The organism is Corynebacterium kefirresidentii (assembly GCF_016599755.1).
Lineage (GTDB): Bacteria > Actinomycetota > Actinomycetes > Mycobacteriales > Mycobacteriaceae > Corynebacterium > Corynebacterium kefirresidentii.
In genome coordinates this window covers 474,636-489,496 of record NZ_CP067012.1, presented here as the reverse complement: position 1 = coordinate 489,496, position 14,861 = coordinate 474,636, and the positions used below count along the sequence as shown (strand labels likewise).

General features: G+C 62.8%; 12 protein-coding genes. 5 read left to right on the top strand and 7 right to left on the bottom strand.

The window, feature by feature from the left end; translation table 11 throughout:
- Position 1 precedes the first annotated feature (1 nt).
- From folP to dacB, 6 genes are read right to left on the bottom strand one after another with little or no spacing between them, the layout of a single operon-like run.
- Entirely contained in the window at positions 2 to 964 is a 963-nt protein-coding gene (gene folP / locus I6I12_RS02490) for a dihydropteroate synthase (RefSeq protein ID WP_200288624.1), read from the bottom strand.
- Between the two features lie 36 nt (positions 965 to 1,000).
- A complete protein-coding gene (folE, locus tag I6I12_RS02485) occupies positions 1,001 to 1,594 on the bottom strand; it encodes a GTP cyclohydrolase I FolE (protein WP_023019934.1) in 594 nt (197 codons plus the stop codon).
- Positions 1,594 to 3,951 (bottom strand): ATP-dependent zinc metalloprotease FtsH, encoded by a 2,358-nt coding sequence (ftsH, locus tag I6I12_RS02480; RefSeq protein ID WP_200288623.1) that lies wholly within the window; start codon positions 3,949 to 3,951, stop codon positions 1,594 to 1,596. Before ftsH ends, folE begins: the two co-directional genes overlap by 1 nt.
- A 12-nt stretch (positions 3,952 to 3,963) precedes the next feature.
- Positions 3,964 to 4,551 carry a hypoxanthine phosphoribosyltransferase gene (gene hpt / locus I6I12_RS02475; protein WP_023019936.1) on the bottom strand — a complete coding sequence of 196 codons (588 nt, stop codon included), beginning with the start codon at positions 4,549 to 4,551 and terminating at the stop codon, positions 3,964 to 3,966.
- 12 nt (positions 4,552 to 4,563) lie between these two features.
- Positions 4,564 to 5,514 carry a tRNA lysidine(34) synthetase TilS gene (gene tilS, locus I6I12_RS02470; RefSeq protein ID WP_200288622.1) on the bottom strand — a complete coding sequence of 317 codons (951 nt, stop codon included), beginning with the start codon at positions 5,512 to 5,514 and terminating at the stop codon, positions 4,564 to 4,566.
- Entirely contained in the window at positions 5,504 to 6,790 is a 1,287-nt protein-coding gene (gene dacB / locus I6I12_RS02465) for a D-alanyl-D-alanine carboxypeptidase/D-alanyl-D-alanine endopeptidase (RefSeq protein ID WP_200288621.1), read from the bottom strand. The genes tilS and dacB overlap by 11 nt, the downstream gene beginning before the upstream one ends.
- A gap of 67 nt (positions 6,791 to 6,857) precedes the next feature.
- On the opposite strand from dacB, the gene I6I12_RS02460 reads away from it, so the two are divergent.
- The 5 genes from I6I12_RS02460 to I6I12_RS02440 all read left to right on the top strand — a co-directional run bounded on the left by I6I12_RS02460 (position 6,858) and on the right by I6I12_RS02440 (position 13,172).
- The gene (locus I6I12_RS02460) at positions 6,858 to 7,346 is read left to right on the top strand and encodes an inorganic diphosphatase (protein ID WP_284698436.1); all 489 of its coding nucleotides are present in this window, start codon (positions 6,858 to 6,860) and stop codon (positions 7,344 to 7,346) included.
- Positions 7,347 to 7,599: 253 nt separating this feature from the next.
- Complete coding sequence (locus I6I12_RS02455) at positions 7,600 to 8,421, top strand: endonuclease domain-containing protein (RefSeq protein ID WP_200288620.1); 822 nt, start codon at positions 7,600 to 7,602, stop codon at positions 8,419 to 8,421.
- A gap of 55 nt (positions 8,422 to 8,476) precedes the next feature.
- Complete coding sequence (locus I6I12_RS02450) at positions 8,477 to 8,773, top strand: rhodanese-like domain-containing protein (protein WP_086588224.1); 297 nt, start codon at positions 8,477 to 8,479, stop codon at positions 8,771 to 8,773.
- A 37-nt stretch (positions 8,774 to 8,810) separates the two neighbouring features.
- Complete coding sequence (locus tag I6I12_RS02445) at positions 8,811 to 9,269, top strand: MarR family winged helix-turn-helix transcriptional regulator (protein WP_023019947.1); 459 nt, start codon at positions 8,811 to 8,813, stop codon at positions 9,267 to 9,269.
- The gene (locus I6I12_RS02440) at positions 9,270 to 13,172 is read left to right on the top strand and encodes a Pls/PosA family non-ribosomal peptide synthetase (RefSeq protein WP_200288619.1); all 3,903 of its coding nucleotides are present in this window, start codon (positions 9,270 to 9,272) and stop codon (positions 13,170 to 13,172) included.
- 22 nt (positions 13,173 to 13,194) lie between these two features.
- On the opposite strand, the gene I6I12_RS02435 is transcribed toward I6I12_RS02440, so the two are convergent.
- Positions 13,195 to 14,841, bottom strand: a complete 1,647-nt coding sequence (locus tag I6I12_RS02435; protein ID WP_200288618.1) for a metallophosphoesterase family protein — start codon at positions 14,839 to 14,841, stop codon at positions 13,195 to 13,197.
- Positions 14,842 to 14,861: the final 20 nt, after the last annotated feature.

Genomic DNA, 14,861 nt, shown 5'->3' with positions numbered 1-14,861 from the left:
TTTACTCCTCAGGTTTACGTGATAGAGCCGTGGACTTCATAATTCCATTGCCATCAGCGCCATTGCTATAGCTGCCGCTGGCGTTGACCCCGCCTGTGTAGTCATTGCCGGCGTTCCAAGCGGCCGCCACATCCACGGCGTCGCGGGAGACAGCAACCTCATGCACGCGCACACCCCACGCCCCCATCTGGGCGGAAATGGCGGTTACGGCCGCGGTAGCGGGATCGGCCAGCAGCGGGCTGGACTCCACGCCGCGATCCTCCCGAATGGCGGCCAGGAAGCGTTTACGGGATGCTCCTACCAGGAGGGGGAATTCGCCGCCGAGGAACTCCGGCAGGGCCTTGAGCAACGCCCAATTATCCTGCGGGGTTTTGGCAAAGCCCAAGCCCGGATCGAGCACGATATTATCGCGGCGCACGCCGGCGTCTAGCGCGTTATTCGCCAGGCGTTCTAGGGTTTCTCGCACATCGCGCACCACATCGCCGCCGTGATCCGCGCTGCCGGCCGCGGAGCCGAATGCGCCCTCCTGCAGCGTACGCCAGTGCATGAGGCACACGGGCACGCCGGCCTCGGCCATCGCGCGATACATCTCAGGATCCGCCAGGCCACCAGAGACATCATTAATCATGTCCACGCCGGCTGCTGCCGCCGCACGTGCCACCGAGGCGCGCATCGTATCCACGGAGGTGCGGATGCCGAGCTTGCTCAAGGCCTGAATGACGGGCACCACGCGGCGCTCCTCGACGTCCGCCTCCACGCGGACCGCGCCCGGGCGGGTGGATTCGCCGCCGACGTCAATCATGTCAGCACCCTGTGCCACGAGCTCGCGGGCGTGATTAATGGCGGCATCAAAGTCCAACCACCGGCCGCCATCGGAAAAGGAATCCTCCGTAACGTTGACGATGCCCATCACTAGAGTGCGATTGCTCCTGGTGAGATCCGAAACCGAGGTTGCCTGCTGCATGGCGTGCTCCTTAAGGCTTTTAATGGTGAACCGAATTTAGCTACGAATCAGGCTGAGTACCTCTGCACGAGAGGCGGCATTATTTTTGAAGCCTCCGCGCACCGCGGAGGTGGTTGTCGTCGCACCGGGCTTGCGGATGCCGCGCATGGCCATGCACAAATGCTCGCACTCGATGACCACGATGACGGACTGCGCGCCAAGGACCTCCACCAGGGCATCCGCGACCTGCTGGGTCAGGCGCTCTTGGACCTGGGGGCGCTTGGCGTACATATCCGCTAGGCGGGCGAGTTTGCTCAAGCCGGTGACGTGGCCGTCTTTACCTGGGATATAACCAATGTGCGCCACGCCGTAGAACGGCACCAAGTGGTGCTCGCAGGTGGAATAGATAGGGATATCGCGCACCAGGACCAGTTCTTGGTGGTCCTCGGCGAAGGTCTTGTGCAAGACCTCGGTTGGGTCTTCGTGCAGGCCGGCAAAGACCTCGCGGTAGGCGCGGGCCACACGGGCCGGGGTTTCGCGCAAACCCTCGCGGTCGGGGTCCTCCCCCACTGCAAGGAGCAACTCGCGTACCGCCGCCTCCGCCCGGTCCTGGTCGAAGGGGGCACGGGCGGGAATGTGATTATCAGGCATTAGTTATCTTCTTGCTTGTCGTCCTCGCGCGCATAGGGATTCTTGCGGCGATCCTTCTCGTCCCAGCCAGGGCTAAACCACTGGCTGGTCTCAGCCTCAGCATCCGCGCCGGCATCCGGCTTGTGATGCTTACCGCCGCCCGTAGCGGGGCGTGCGGCAGGGCGTGCCGTCGGACGCTCAGCGGGTTCGGAAGGCTGAGCCGGCCGATCAGGCTGTGCGCCAGCTCGTTTGGTGTCTGTGGACTCCTTGCCCTGGTTTGTTGGGGTGCTTCCCAACTCGCGGGCGGTGTCCGGATCGACGTAATCGCCAGCGTGCTGGCCAAAGTTGAAGCCCACTTCACCCTTCGGTTCTTCACCGGCGAGGCGGCGCTCACGGGCGGCCCGGGAGGCATCGAGAAGCGTCATGCGCTTAGGCAGCTCCTCGCCGCGCTCCTTAGCCAGCTCGACCGGGGTCTTGACCGGCGCATAACCAATCTGGCGGGGGAAGCGATCATCCTCGCCTGGGAAAACGTCGAAGGCTTCGCGTGGCTCGATGCCATCGAAGATGCGCTCCAGGTCGGGGCGGCGCAGGGTTTCCTTCTCCAGCAAGGCCTCTGCCAGCTTATCCAGGTAGTAGCGGTTATTGCGCAGGATGTCATAGGCCTGCTCGTGCGCGCGCTCGAGCAAGTAGCGCATCTGCTCATCGATCTTGGAAGCAACCTCATCGGAGTACTCGATGGAGCCGCCGCCACCCATCTGGCTAAAGGGATCGCCCTGCTCCTTGCCGTACTTCACGGTGCCGAGCTCCGGCGAGAAACCGTACTCGGTGAGCATGGAACGAGCGATCTTGGTGGCGTTTTCGATATCGGAGGACGCACCGGTCGTCGGCGCACCGAAGACCAGTTCCTCGGCCGCGCGACCGCCCATGGCAAAGACCAGGCGGGAGAAAAGCTCATCGCGGGTGTACATGCCCTTGTCATCTTCCTGCGAAGTCATGGCGTGGCCGCCGGTGCGACCGCGGGCCAAGATGGTCACCTTGTAGACGCGCTCAATATCCTTAAGGGCCCACGCGGAAAGGGTATGCCCGCCCTCGTGATAAGCAGTGACCTTCTTCTCGTGCTCGGAGATGATCTTGCCTTGGCGGCGCGGGCCACCCACCACGCGGTCAGTGGCCTCTTCCAAAGCGTCATAAGTAATGACGTTGCCGCCGATGCGAGCGGTAAGCAGGGCGGCCTCGTTGAGCACATTGGCCAGGTCCGCGCCGGACATGCCGGCGGTGCGCTTAGCTAGCTGCGCTACGTCGACCTCTTCTGCCAGCGGCTTATTCTTCGCATGCACGCGCAAGATCTGCTCGCGGCCGGCTAGGTCGGGGTTGGTAACCGGGATCTGGCGGTCGAAGCGGCCTGGGCGCAGCAGCGCCGGATCGAGGATGTCTGGGCGGTTGGTAGCGGCGATGAGGATAACGCCCTCGCGGTCACCAAAGCCGTCCATTTCTACCAAGAGCTGGTTGAGGGTCTGCTCGCGCTCATCGTGCCCGCCGCCGGTGCCGGAACCGCGCTGGCGGCCAACGGCGTCGATCTCATCAACGAAGATAATGCAGGGGCTGTTTTCCTTCGCCTGCTTGAACAGGTCGCGCACGCGGGAGGCACCCACACCAACGAACATCTCCACAAAGTCAGAGCCGGAGATGGAGTAGAACGGTACGCCGGCCTCGCCGGCCACGGCGCGGGCAAGCAAGGTTTTACCGGTGCCGGGAGGGCCGTAGAGCAGCACGCCGCGCGGGATCTTGGCGCCTAGATCGTGGTAGCGGGTGGGGTCTTCCAGGAAGTCCTTGATTTCCTGCAACTCGTCTACGGCCTCGTCCGCGCCGGCCACGTCCTCAAAAGTATTGGTCGGCATATCCTTGGTCAGTTCCTTAGCCTTGGAACCGCCGATGCCAAACATGCCGCCTGCACCCTGCTGCATGCGGGACATGAGCCAGAAGAGCACGCCGAAGAGGATGAGCATAGGCAGCAGCATGCTGAGCATGGAGCCCAAGAAGGATTCCTGCGTGACATTGGTCTGGTACTTCTGGGCACCAGAATCCTTGACAGAGTTAAAGACCTGCTCGGAGGCGCGGGCCGGGTACTTGGCCACAATCTCCTTCACGCCTTCGCGCTCGTCTACCGTGATTTCGTCCTTGAGCTTGATGCGCAGGCGCTGCTCGCGGTCATCAATTTCCACCTCATCGACGTTTTTGTCTTTAAGCTGGGTCAGTGCAACGGAGGTATCCGCTTGCACGTAGCCGCGGGCATCGTTGCTAAAGAAGGTAAAGGCGTACAGCGCGATAAGGATAAGTGCCGCTATCCCGCCGTAGCGAATAATCTTGTTGTTTTTCATTACTGCGCGATTTTAGTCGGTGGTGTAGACATCAGGGTGGAGGGTGCCCACGTAGGGCAGATCGCGGTAGCGTTCCGCATAATCTAGCCCGTAGCCGATGACGAATTCATTAGGGATATCAAAGCCCACATCCAAAAGGTCAATATCGGCCTTTACTACCTCCGGCTTGCGCAGCAGCGTGACCACATCAAGCGAGGCTGGGTTTCGCCCCTTCAGGTTCCGGATAAGCCATGACAGGGTAAGGCCGGAATCGATGATGTCTTCCACGATGAGCACGTTGCGCCCCGCAATATCGCGGTCCAGGTCCTTCAAAATGCGCACCACACCGGAAGAAGAAGTGGAGGCGCCATACGAGGACACGGCCATAAACTCCAACTCGGAAGGGATGGATAGCTTGCGCGCGAAATCCGTAAGGAAGAAGGCCGCGCCCTTGAGCACGCAGACCAAAAGCAGGTCTTGCTCAGCGTCGGCATACTTTTCAGAGACCATATCCGCGAGTTCTTGGACGCGGTTTTGCAGTTCCTCTTCTCCAATGAGGATTGCTTCTACATCGTCACCGTAGCGGTTTGCGGGAACGGCGAAGTCTTTCTTGTCGTGCACGAGTGGGCTCCTTTAATGACCAGACAACAGTGCCAGTTTGCCACCTATACGGGCTACTTCCAACCTCTGCCCCACCTGCCGCGCCGATCGCACAGCCACCGGCCCTTGCCCGCGCCAGTGGGTACACAGCTTAGCGACGTCCCCCACTCCCCTCCGGGTCACCTCTACCCCTTCGCTGACTAGCCACGCCGCGATCGCTCGCCGACGCCGCGGTTCTGCCAATGCCGCCAGCTCCGCGCAGTCCGTGGTGGGTGGGGTGTAGAGAGCGGCATCGTCAAGCGCGGCGTCACGTGCCGCTTGCGCCAGCGCTGGCACCGCATCCCCGCCGATGATGCGGCTCAACTGCGGGATTACCTCGCGGCGCAGCGCCACGCGGCGAAAATTCGTGTCCGCATTCTGCGGGTCCTGCCACACCGAAAGCCCCAATTCCGCGCAGGCGCCCTCGGTATCGGCGCGGCGCACGTTCAACAGCGGCCGCACCACGCGGGCGCCTTCCACCTCGCTGCGCTCACTCATGCCGGCCACCCGTCCGCGCAGCGCGCCGAGCAAAAGCGTTTCCGCCTGGTCATCGGCCGTATGCGCCACGGCAACCTCTAATCCTTCGTCCGCGCACGCGGCGGCCAGTGCCCGATACCGCGCCGCCCGCGCGGCCGCCTCCATCGACTCCGCCCCCGCCGCAGCGTCCGCCTCAACGCTAAGCACCTGCGCCCGCGCGCCTAGCGTTCGCGCCTGGTCGGCCGCGCGCTCGGCCTGCGCCCGCGATCCGTCCTGCAACCCGTGGTCCACGCACAGCGCGAGCACCTCGTGCCCCTCCGCCACCAGCGCCGCCAGCAGCGCCAAAGAATCCGCGCCTCCGGAAAGTCCCACCGCCACGGTGCGGTTGAGGGAGGCGGCGCGCACGCCGCGTCGACAAGCTAAAAAGTGCGGTGAGACCCGCGGCCAAAAGGGCTTTTTAGAACTCATGCAGCGCAGAAGCCAACGCGTCTTGGGCCTGGCGAGCGGCCTGGATATCGCCGCCATTGACGAGGAAGGCAAAAGCATACACACGCCCCGAATTGCCCTGCGCGGTACCGGCCAGGGCCGAAACACCCGTCAGCGTGCCGGTCTTAGCTCGCACGTAACCCTTGGCCGCGGAATCGCCGTAGCGCTCGTACAGCGTGCCATCGCCGCCGGCTACCGGAAGGTAGGACACCAGCGGGCGCAGGCGCGGATCCTTGACCGCGCCATTAATAAGTTGCGTCAGCAGCCCGGCCGTGAGCCGATTATCCACCGAGAGCCCGGAATTGTCCTTAATGTCGACACCCTCGACGTCGAATCCTTGCTCCCGCAGCACCTCGAGCGTGGCCTGCGTATCGCCTTCAAAGCTGGCTTCCTTGCCACGGGACATCGCCAGCTCACGCGCAATGGCTTCGGCCATGACGTTATCGGAATGGCGCACCATTTCTCGGGCGCGGTCCGCTAACGGCGGCGAATCCACGCTCGCCACCTCCTGCGCGTTCTCCGCCACAGAGCCCATGCCTACCTTGCCCGCGCCGAGGCGATCGCCTAGCTGCTTAGCGACGTCCAAAGCCGGCTCATGACTCCTCGGCACATCCCCCGTCGTCGCCCCCAAACGTCCGCCGTAGAGCATGGCCGGTTCCATCGGCGCGACGAAACCGCCGTCCACGTTTTCCGGGTCCCAGCCCGGAGCCTGCGGCTCGCCTTTCCACGCAGAGGTATCAATGAACACGCCATCGACCTGATCGATGTTCTGAGAAATCTGCTCAGCTAAGTCATCGAGCTGCTCGTGGGTCATCCATACATCACCCGCAGCCTTGATGACCACGTTCTTCTCATTCGCACCGCGGTAGACCTTAGTGGTGATTTTCTCGTTCTCATCCAGCGCCAACGTCGCCGCCGCGGTAGTGAGCACCTTCGTGGACGAGGCCGGGGTCAGCCGCTTATCCGCGTCCCGCTGCCACACCACGTCCCCGGTCTCGGTATCAATTACCTCGCCGCCGAACGTGGCAAGGTCCTTATTCTTAGAGAGCTCGTCCAGCTTCGCGCTTAGCGCATCCAGGTCCGCTTCCCCCGGCTCGGCGGTGCGCAAAGGCTCCTCAGGAGCCTGCACCGCCTGTGCTTCTCCGTGTGAGAGATCGCCGTATTCGCGCTGGAGGGTAACGCCCAGCGCAGCCGTACCTCCGACCGCTGCCGCTACCACGAGCGCGGTCGCTGACCACCAAACATGCTTTGTTTTCATTGCCTTTAACCCTAGCGCGAATCCGCAACGCGCTAGACTATGGGCAGTAATTGATACCCAATCCCCCATGGAGGACATCGCTGTGAGCGTTGAAGTAACCATTGAAATCCCGAAGGGCTCCCGCAACAAGTACGAGGTTGACCACGAGTCCGGCAAGGTCTACCTAGACCGTTACCTGTTCACCCCGATGGCCTACCCGGCTGACTACGGCTTCATCGACCACACCCTGGGCGAGGACGGCGACCCGCTCGACGCCCTGGTCATCCTGCCGGAGCCGGTCTTCCCGGGCGTTGTCGTCGAGGCCCGCATCGTCGGCGTCTTCAAGATGACCGACGAGGCCGGCGGCGACGACAAGCTGCTCGCCGTCATCGATGACCCACGCTGGGAGCGCTACCAGGACATCAACGATGTGGAGCAGCACATCAAGGACGAAATCGAGCACTTCTTCGTCCACTACAAGGACCTGGAGCCGAATAAGGAAGTTTCCGGCTCCGGCTGGGGCGACAAGGCCGAGGCAGAGAAGATTCTCGAAGAGGCAAAGGCTCGCTTCAAGTAAGCTTTTGAGCCCTGGCGCGGGGCCAGGGCCGGCCCCAGGGAGTTTCTCGGGCGTTTCGATCAATTAGCACCGCGAAAGCGGCGGTTTCCCAGACCGAATTTGATCGAAACGCCCTTTTTCCTGCTTCCCCTCCTCCGTACGCTCTCCCCGCGACACCGACCCGCCCCGGCAGTACAATTCGATCACATAGCAGGCCGAAACCATCGGCCTCGGGGGACCTAAATGATCGAATTAAACGCCTAGGGGTGGGCGCATGAAAATCTTCACCACGCGCACGGCCGCGCGCCGTGCTACCAATAACCAAGCCTTGAAAATCTGCCACGGCCTCTACACCGAAAGGAAGCCTTCGCCGCGCGAACTCGCGGAAATCGTCTCTCAGCACTGGCCGGACTCGGCACTCGACGGCTACTCGTGCGCCCACCATCACCTAGGCAAAGCCCTACGCTTCCCGCTCTATTTCCTGCGCGCGGGAACCATGGCCTCCAGTCCGTATTTTCGCAGCCGCCGCGCCCGGCCGAAAGCGCTCGGCCAGCTAAATGGAATTAATGTGTGCAATCCACTACAAGCCACAGAAATCATGGCCGAAGAAGACGCTGTCGCCTTCCTGGAGGCCTACTTTTCCGGCCAGTACGGGGCTGCACAAATGGAGGGCCACATGCTCGACTTCCAGCGCTTCCCGCGACACACCCGGTGCGTAGTGGAAAACACCATCCTTGGCGCCGATAGCGTTCCGGAGCGCAGCCTCACCCGCGCGCTCCGGCGGCATGTCACCGTCCACAATAACAGCTACATCGGCCCTTACCGCTGGGACTTACTCTTAGAGGAGCACAAGCTGGCCATAGAGGTTGACGGCTACGCCTACCACCACGGCGAGAACCGGCAACGGTTCGAGATTGACCGCCAGAAGCTTAACGACGCCGTCCAAAGAGGTTACAAGCCCCTCCACTTCACCGCCGCCACGATTGAGCACCACCTCGATGTGGCCGTCAACCAGGTACTCGCCATTGTGCGGGGGAAGGGCGAGTTCATAAACCCACCCTGGCAGTGGCACCACTACTGGCGGTTCCAGCACTAGCGCAACGACACCGCGCGGCTGATCCACAAGCACACGAGTAACTAAGGTAAATGGCATGAAAAACGTTCAACCACATGAAGTACCAGAAGGCGCACAGCTTATTGACGTCCGCGAAAATGACGAGTGGGCAGTGGAGCGCGCGAAGGGCGCGACCCACATCCCGATGAGCGAGATTACGGGTCGCATCCAGGAAATCGACCCAGATAAGGATATCTACGTAATCTGCCACGCAGGCGGTCGCAGCATGCAGGTCTGCCAGTATCTAGAACATGCGCTGGGCTGGGACACCATCAATGTGGATGGCGGCACGGATAAGTGGAAGGCTTCTGGGCTTCCCATCGAAACGGATTAATTGGCCTTAACCAATCTTTTGGGATTATGATGATGGTATGGCTTCCACGAATAATTCTGTAATCCCAACGACCCTGCTCGAGTCCCCATCGTTCCAATTGGAGCGCCTCCGCCGCCGCACCCGCGATGGCGTAGAGGCTGCTTTGCAGACCAAGCAGACAACGCTGCGCGAGTACTGGGTCCTTACCTGTCTGGTCGACGCGGATGCCGCGTCGCAGTCTTATCTGTCCGAAACCCTGGCCATTGACGCCTCTGACATGGTGCGTCTTATCGACGCCCTCGAGGACCGCGGCTGGGCAAAGCGCGAACGCGACCCAAAGGATCGCCGCCGCCAGATCGTCGCTTCCACCAAAAAGGGCACAAAGGCCCACAAGGACCTGGCGGTGCTGGTCGCTACCGCCGAGGACGAGGCATTGGATGAGTCCACCAATAAGCAGCTCAAGCATCTGCGAAAGTTGGCTAAGTCCATCATTGCCGCGGACGAAGAAGAGGCATAAATGGCGGGTCCCGAATCGCTCGTCCCACAGCAGTACCTTCTAGGAAGCGCGGCACCGCGGCCGCGCACGCTGTGGGACATCATTACCACCACCGCGGAAATGAACCCCGATGCCGCCGCGCTTGATGACGGCGAAATCATCACCTATTCCGAGCTCATCCACGAGGTCGAGGCATGGGCTGCCGAGCTGCACGCCAATGGCGTGCGCCGCGGCGATCGCATCGGCATTAGGATGACCTCCGGCAAACGCGAGCTCTACCTCGCCATTTTGGCGACCTTGGCGGCAGGCGCAGCCTATGTGCCTGTCGACGCCGATGACCCTGACGAGCGCGCCGAGATGGTTTTCGGCGAAGCCGATATCGATGGCGTTTTCACGGACGACGGATTCCGCTTCCTGCGGGACTCCGCGCGCCCGGACGCCCCTGCCGAGGAGACGAATGCTCCGCGCCCAGAGGACACCGCGTGGATCATCTTCACCTCAGGTTCGACCGGCAAGCCTAAAGGCGTGGCCGTCAGCCATCGTTCCGCGGCCGCCTTCGTGGACGCGGAAGCGAGCCTCTTTTTGGTCAACCACCCGCACGGGCCCTTAGGTCCTGAGGATCGCGTGCTCGCCGGCTTGTCCGTCGCCTTCGATGCCTCCTGCGAGGAGATGTGGCTGGCCTGGGGCCACGGCGGCTGCCTGGTCCCAGCACCGCGGTCTCTGGTGCGTTCCGGCATGGATTTGGGCCCATGGCTCATCCGCCGCGACATCACCGTCGTGTCCACCGTGCCCACCCTGGCGGGCCTCTGGCCGGCCGAGGCTCTCGACAATATCCGCCTACTCATCGTCGGCGGCGAGGCCTGCTCGCAAGAATTAGTGGACCGTTTGGCCACCGAGGACCGCGAGATGTGGAATACCTACGGCCCCACCGAGGCCACCGTCGTCGCCTGTGCGCAGCAGATGCTGCCGGGCCGGCCGGTGTCCATTGGATTGCCGCTTAACGGTTGGGACCTGGTGGTCGTCGATAAGCAGGGCATGCCCGTGGAAATGGGCGGCGTCGGCGAGCTGGTAATCGGCGGCGTGGGACTGGCGTCCTATCTGGATCCGGCCAAGGACGCGGAAAAATACGCACCGCTGGAGTCCATGGGCTGGCAGCGCGCCTATCGCACCGGTGACCACGTTCGCCTGGAAGAAGACGGGCTGTACTTCGTCGGCCGCGTGGATGACCAAGTAAAGATTGGCGGGCGCCGCATCGAGCTCGGCGAGGTCGAAGCTAATGTTGCGGCGCTAGATAACGTCTACAACTCGGCCGTGGCCGTGCAAAAGACTCCCGGCGGCGAGTCCGTTCTGGTGGGCTATGTTTCCCTCGAGGATGAGTCCAAGGGCTTCGATCATGAGGCCGCGCATGCGCGCCTGGCCGATACCATGCCGGCTGCACTCGTCCCGCGCATCTGCGTGATGGAGGAGCTACCGGTGCGCACCTCCGGCAAGGTGGATAAGAAGGCCCTGCCGTGGCCGCTGCCTGGAGTGGGCGTGGAATCGACCACGCTGACCGAGACCGAAAAATGGCTCGCGGAGCTATGGGTGGAAACCCTCGGTGTATCCGTGGAGGATGAGAACGCCGACTTCTTCTCGCTCGGCGGTACCTCCCTGGCGGCCGCGACCCTGGTGGGGCATATCAGGGAGCGCTACCCCACCGTGGCCGTGCGCGACCTCTACGATCACCCGCGCTTGGGTTCTCTGGCGGAGCTCATCGGCGGCGCCGAGCCGCGCCCCGCGGCTGCCGACGTCCCCATGCGCGAGGTCACCAAGGTCGGCTTTGGCACCCGCCTCGCCCAGACCTTGATTCAGATTCCGGTCATGACCCTGGCCGCATCCAGCTGGCTGGCTTGGCTTATGTTGGGCTCCACCGTGGCGGCATCACTGGGCTTCGAGTGGGCCACTGCTTTCCCGTGGTGGCTGGTCATCGCCATGCTCATTGTCTTTGTCACCCCGGTGGGGCGCATCCCCCTCGGCGGCTACGGTGCGCGGCTCATTACGGCCGGCATTAAGCCTGGAGACTACCCGCGCGGCGGTTCTACGCACCTACGCATCTGGGCGGCTGAGCGCTGGGCTAATGCCGCTGGCGCGAGCTCCCTGGCCGGTGCCACGCGCGTGAATAACTACGCCCGTGCGCTCGGAGTCAAGGTCAAGCGCGGCGTGGACCTGCACTCCCTGCCGCCAGTTACCGGCCTGCTCACCCTGGGCAAGCACGCCGCCATCGAGCCCGAGGTGGATCTTTCCGGCTACTGGCTAGACGGCGATATCTTGCACGTGGGCGCCATCGACGTGAAGGAAGGCGCCCGCGTGGGCGCGCGCTCCACGCTGCTGCCTGGCACCGTGGTGGGCAAGTACGCCCACGTGGAGGCCGGTTCCACCGTCACTGGCCGAAAGAAGATCAAGGACGGCCAGCGCTGGTCCGGCTCCCCTGCCCAAAAGGTGGGCCGCTCCAAGCACCGCTTCCCGTCCCATACGCCAAAGCGCCGGCCGTGGTGGGTGGCTATCTATGACGCCACCTCCGTCCTCCTCGCCATCCAGCCGGTCGTGGCGCTGGCGATAGGCGCGGCCATCGTCCTCGCCCTTGTGCATTCCACGGGTGGCGATAGCTTCATCGGTGCGGTCTTCTTCGCGCCCGTCGGCGCGCTGGCGGCCTTTGCCACCTATATGCTGCAGACCTGGCTGGGCGTGCGCATTCTCTCGCTGGGCATTAGCCCGGGCGTGGCACCCGTGCGCTCGGCCACGGGCTGGCGCCTGTGGGCCATCGAGCGCCTCATGGACGAGGCCCGCACCAAGCTCTTTCCGCTCTATGCCTCCCAGCTGACCCCAGCCTGGCTGCGCTCGCTCGGCGCGGAGATTGGCGCCAACGTGGAAATCTCCACCGCGGTCATGATCCCCAAGCTCACCGAGGTCAAAGAGGGTGCCTTCCTGGCCGATGACACCATGATCGGCGGCTACGAGCTCGGCGGCGGCTGGATGCGCACCGGCGAGACCAAGGTGGGTAAGCGCTCCTTCGTGGGCAACTCCGGCATCACCGCACCCGGCCGCAAACTATCCAAGAACTCGCTGGTTGCCGTTCTTTCTTCTACCCCGAAGAAGACGAAGGCCGGCGCCAACTGGTGGGGTGCGCCGCCAGAGCGCATGCGCCGCGTGACCGTAGAGGTGGACTCCCCCGCCAACTCGGGTGAGGCGCTGACCTATAACCCGGGCTTTGCCGTCAAGGCCGCCCGCGGCGTGGTGGAAACCATGCGCCTTTTGGCACCGATGTTTTCTGCCATGTTGCTCGCGGCAACCCTTAGCGTCTACGACTTGCTTCTCGACGCCCTCGGCTTCCCCCTGACCTGGCTCCTCTCCGGCCTCGTGCTCATGGGCATGGGTGCGGTGGCCATGGCCGTCACCGTCGCGGTGAAGTGGATCTGCGTGGGCAAGCACCGCGCGGCTGACCACCCGCTGTGGTCCGCTTTTGTCTGGCTCAATGAGCTGCAGGACGCCTTCGTGGAGGTCGTCGCCGCGCCGTGGTTCTTCCAGCACACCTACGGCTCCGGCGAGATCAACCTGGGGCTGCGCGCCCTCGGCGTGGAAATCGGCCGCGGTGCGTGGATCGATTCCTACTGGTTCCCGGAAACGGACCTCATCCGCGTCGGTGAGGCCGCCACCGTGGGCCCTGGCACGGTGGTGCAAACCCACCTTTTCCAGGACCGCGTGATGAGCCTAGATACCGTCACCATCCAGGACGGCTCCACCCTGGCCGCCCACTCGGTGGCGCTGCCTGCCTCGCTCATCGGCACTGCATCCACCGTGGGTCCCGGCTCGCTGGTTATGCGCGGTGACCGCGTGCCCACCAACGCCGTATGGCAGGGCAACCCCATCGAGCCGTGGGAGCGATAGGTCGCCGGCCATAATCTGCGCCCTACCGCGCGAAGTCCTGGTATTTAATCATCTCGCCGGACTTGAAGTCCCAGGCCTCCACCCGGACACGGTCAGCAAACACCTTGACCCGCAGTCCGGTGGAGGCCTCTTCCTTTTCCTTAACAATTTTTTCGTCGTTATCGCCATCCGGTAGGTACTCATTGAGAATGGCGCCGGTGTTGACCACGGGGAAGCCGGTACGGCCAGCCTCACCAGTGCCGTCATAGCGGCGGGTTCCCCACCAGTTATTCTGACGCAGCGAAGAGTGGCTGTGGCTGCTAAACCACACGATGTTGTTGTACTTATTGACCACGTTGGATAGCGCCTCGAGGTCCTCAAAGTCATTCTGGTACCACGCCGAATGAGACATCGATACCGTCTGCGGCAGCAGCGGATGGCTAAAGACCAACGCCGGAGTGCCCTTAGCATCCCAATAAGCCAGGCGCTCATCTAGCCAATCGAGCTGCTCCTTGCTGATGCGCTGGAACGGCTCCTTGCCGTGGCGCAGAATATCGGAATAAAACTCGGTATTTACCGAAATGAGCGGCACCCCATCCACCACTTCTTCCTTCCACGGTTTATCCTGGCCGGAGTATTTGAGAAAGCGATCCAGGTAAGTCTTAGAGCCTTCCTTGCCATACATTTCGTGGTTGCCGATGGTCCACAATTCCTTGCCCGAATCGTGCGGCACCTCGCTGTGCGCGGCCAAGAAATCATCCCACTGCTGCTGCGAGCCATCGTCCACGAGGTCGCCGTTGAGCACCAGCGCCCCGGCCTTGTCCTCCATACCGTTCAACTGGCGGACCGCTTCTTTGTAGTCTTGGGGGTCGCCTTGGACGTCGGAAAGCACGTCCACGGTAGCCTGCGGCGAGCCCTGAAGCTCACCGAGCGGCTTGACGACGCCCACGTTATCCACCGCCCACCACCAGTCATCATTGCCGTTGTTGTAGCTGAAGCTAACCTGCATATTCTTCGCGCCGGCTGGCACGTCCACGCCAATGGACTCGTGCTTGGAGAAGACATCCTTATCAAAGACGGCGATTTCCTGGGCTTCCCCGCCATCGAAGGAGACAGTCACCGTGGCATTTTGCCCGTCCTTGCCCTGGCGGTAATGGTGGTCGAATTCCACATTCACCCGCTCCTGCCCCGCCACCGGGATGGCCGGGCTCTTTAGACCCGCGGTCATGGAATCGCCTTCGGCCAAGCGCTGCTGCTTGTTGTCGATGATGGCGAAGGTGTCATGCGCCTGGGTGAAATAGTGGCGCATATCGGTACCAGATGCCCAGGTCCAATGGCGCATATCGCCAAAAGTCCAGCCCTTCCAGCGGGCCTCGCCCGAGTCCACGCCGTGCACGTCGGTCTTCCACCCCTCCGGCGCGCGGTGAGTAAACCATGCCGGGGTATCCATCCCGTCGAAGCTTTCCTGCCACAGCACCCGCGATTCTGTGCCTTCCCCCGGCTGCACATCGTCTCCCGCCGAGGACCCCTCGGACGAGCTCTGGGAAGACCCCCAAGAAGAGCCTAACGATGACCCCAAAGAAGAACCAAAGGAGGAACCCGGAAGCGAGGACTGGGCCGCCGCAACAGGTGCGCCCACCATTCCGGTGAGCGCCAGGATAGATGAGAAAGCACAGAGTTTATTTTTCATAATTCAATTTCTATCCGTCC

Bases quoted from the DNA above. Each gene is read 5' to 3' on its own strand.
- I6I12_RS02440 (WP_200288619.1), top strand. From the start codon at position 9,270: ATGGCGGGTCCCGAATCGCTCGTCCCACAGCAGTACCTTCTAGGAAGC.
- I6I12_RS02445 (WP_023019947.1), top strand. From the start codon at position 8,811: ATGGCTTCCACGAATAATTCTGTAATCCCAACGACCCTGCTCGAGTCC.
- dacB (WP_200288621.1), bottom strand. From the start codon at position 6,790: ATGAAAACAAAGCATGTTTGGTGGTCAGCGACCGCGCTCGTGGTAGCG.
- I6I12_RS02455 (WP_200288620.1), top strand. From the start codon at position 7,600: ATGAAAATCTTCACCACGCGCACGGCCGCGCGCCGTGCTACCAATAAC.
- tilS (WP_200288622.1), bottom strand. From the start codon at position 5,514: ATGAGTTCTAAAAAGCCCTTTTGGCCGCGGGTCTCACCGCACTTTTTA.
- folE (WP_023019934.1), bottom strand. From the start codon at position 1,594: ATGCCTGATAATCACATTCCCGCCCGTGCCCCCTTCGACCAGGACCGG.
- folP (WP_200288624.1), bottom strand. From the start codon at position 964: ATGCAGCAGGCAACCTCGGTTTCGGATCTCACCAGGAGCAATCGCACT.
- I6I12_RS02450 (WP_086588224.1), top strand. From the start codon at position 8,477: ATGAAAAACGTTCAACCACATGAAGTACCAGAAGGCGCACAGCTTATT.
- ftsH (WP_200288623.1), bottom strand. From the start codon at position 3,951: ATGAAAAACAACAAGATTATTCGCTACGGCGGGATAGCGGCACTTATC.
- I6I12_RS02460 (WP_284698436.1), top strand. From the start codon at position 6,858: ATGGAGGACATCGCTGTGAGCGTTGAAGTAACCATTGAAATCCCGAAG.
- I6I12_RS02435 (WP_200288618.1), bottom strand. From the start codon at position 14,841: ATGAAAAATAAACTCTGTGCTTTCTCATCTATCCTGGCGCTCACCGGA.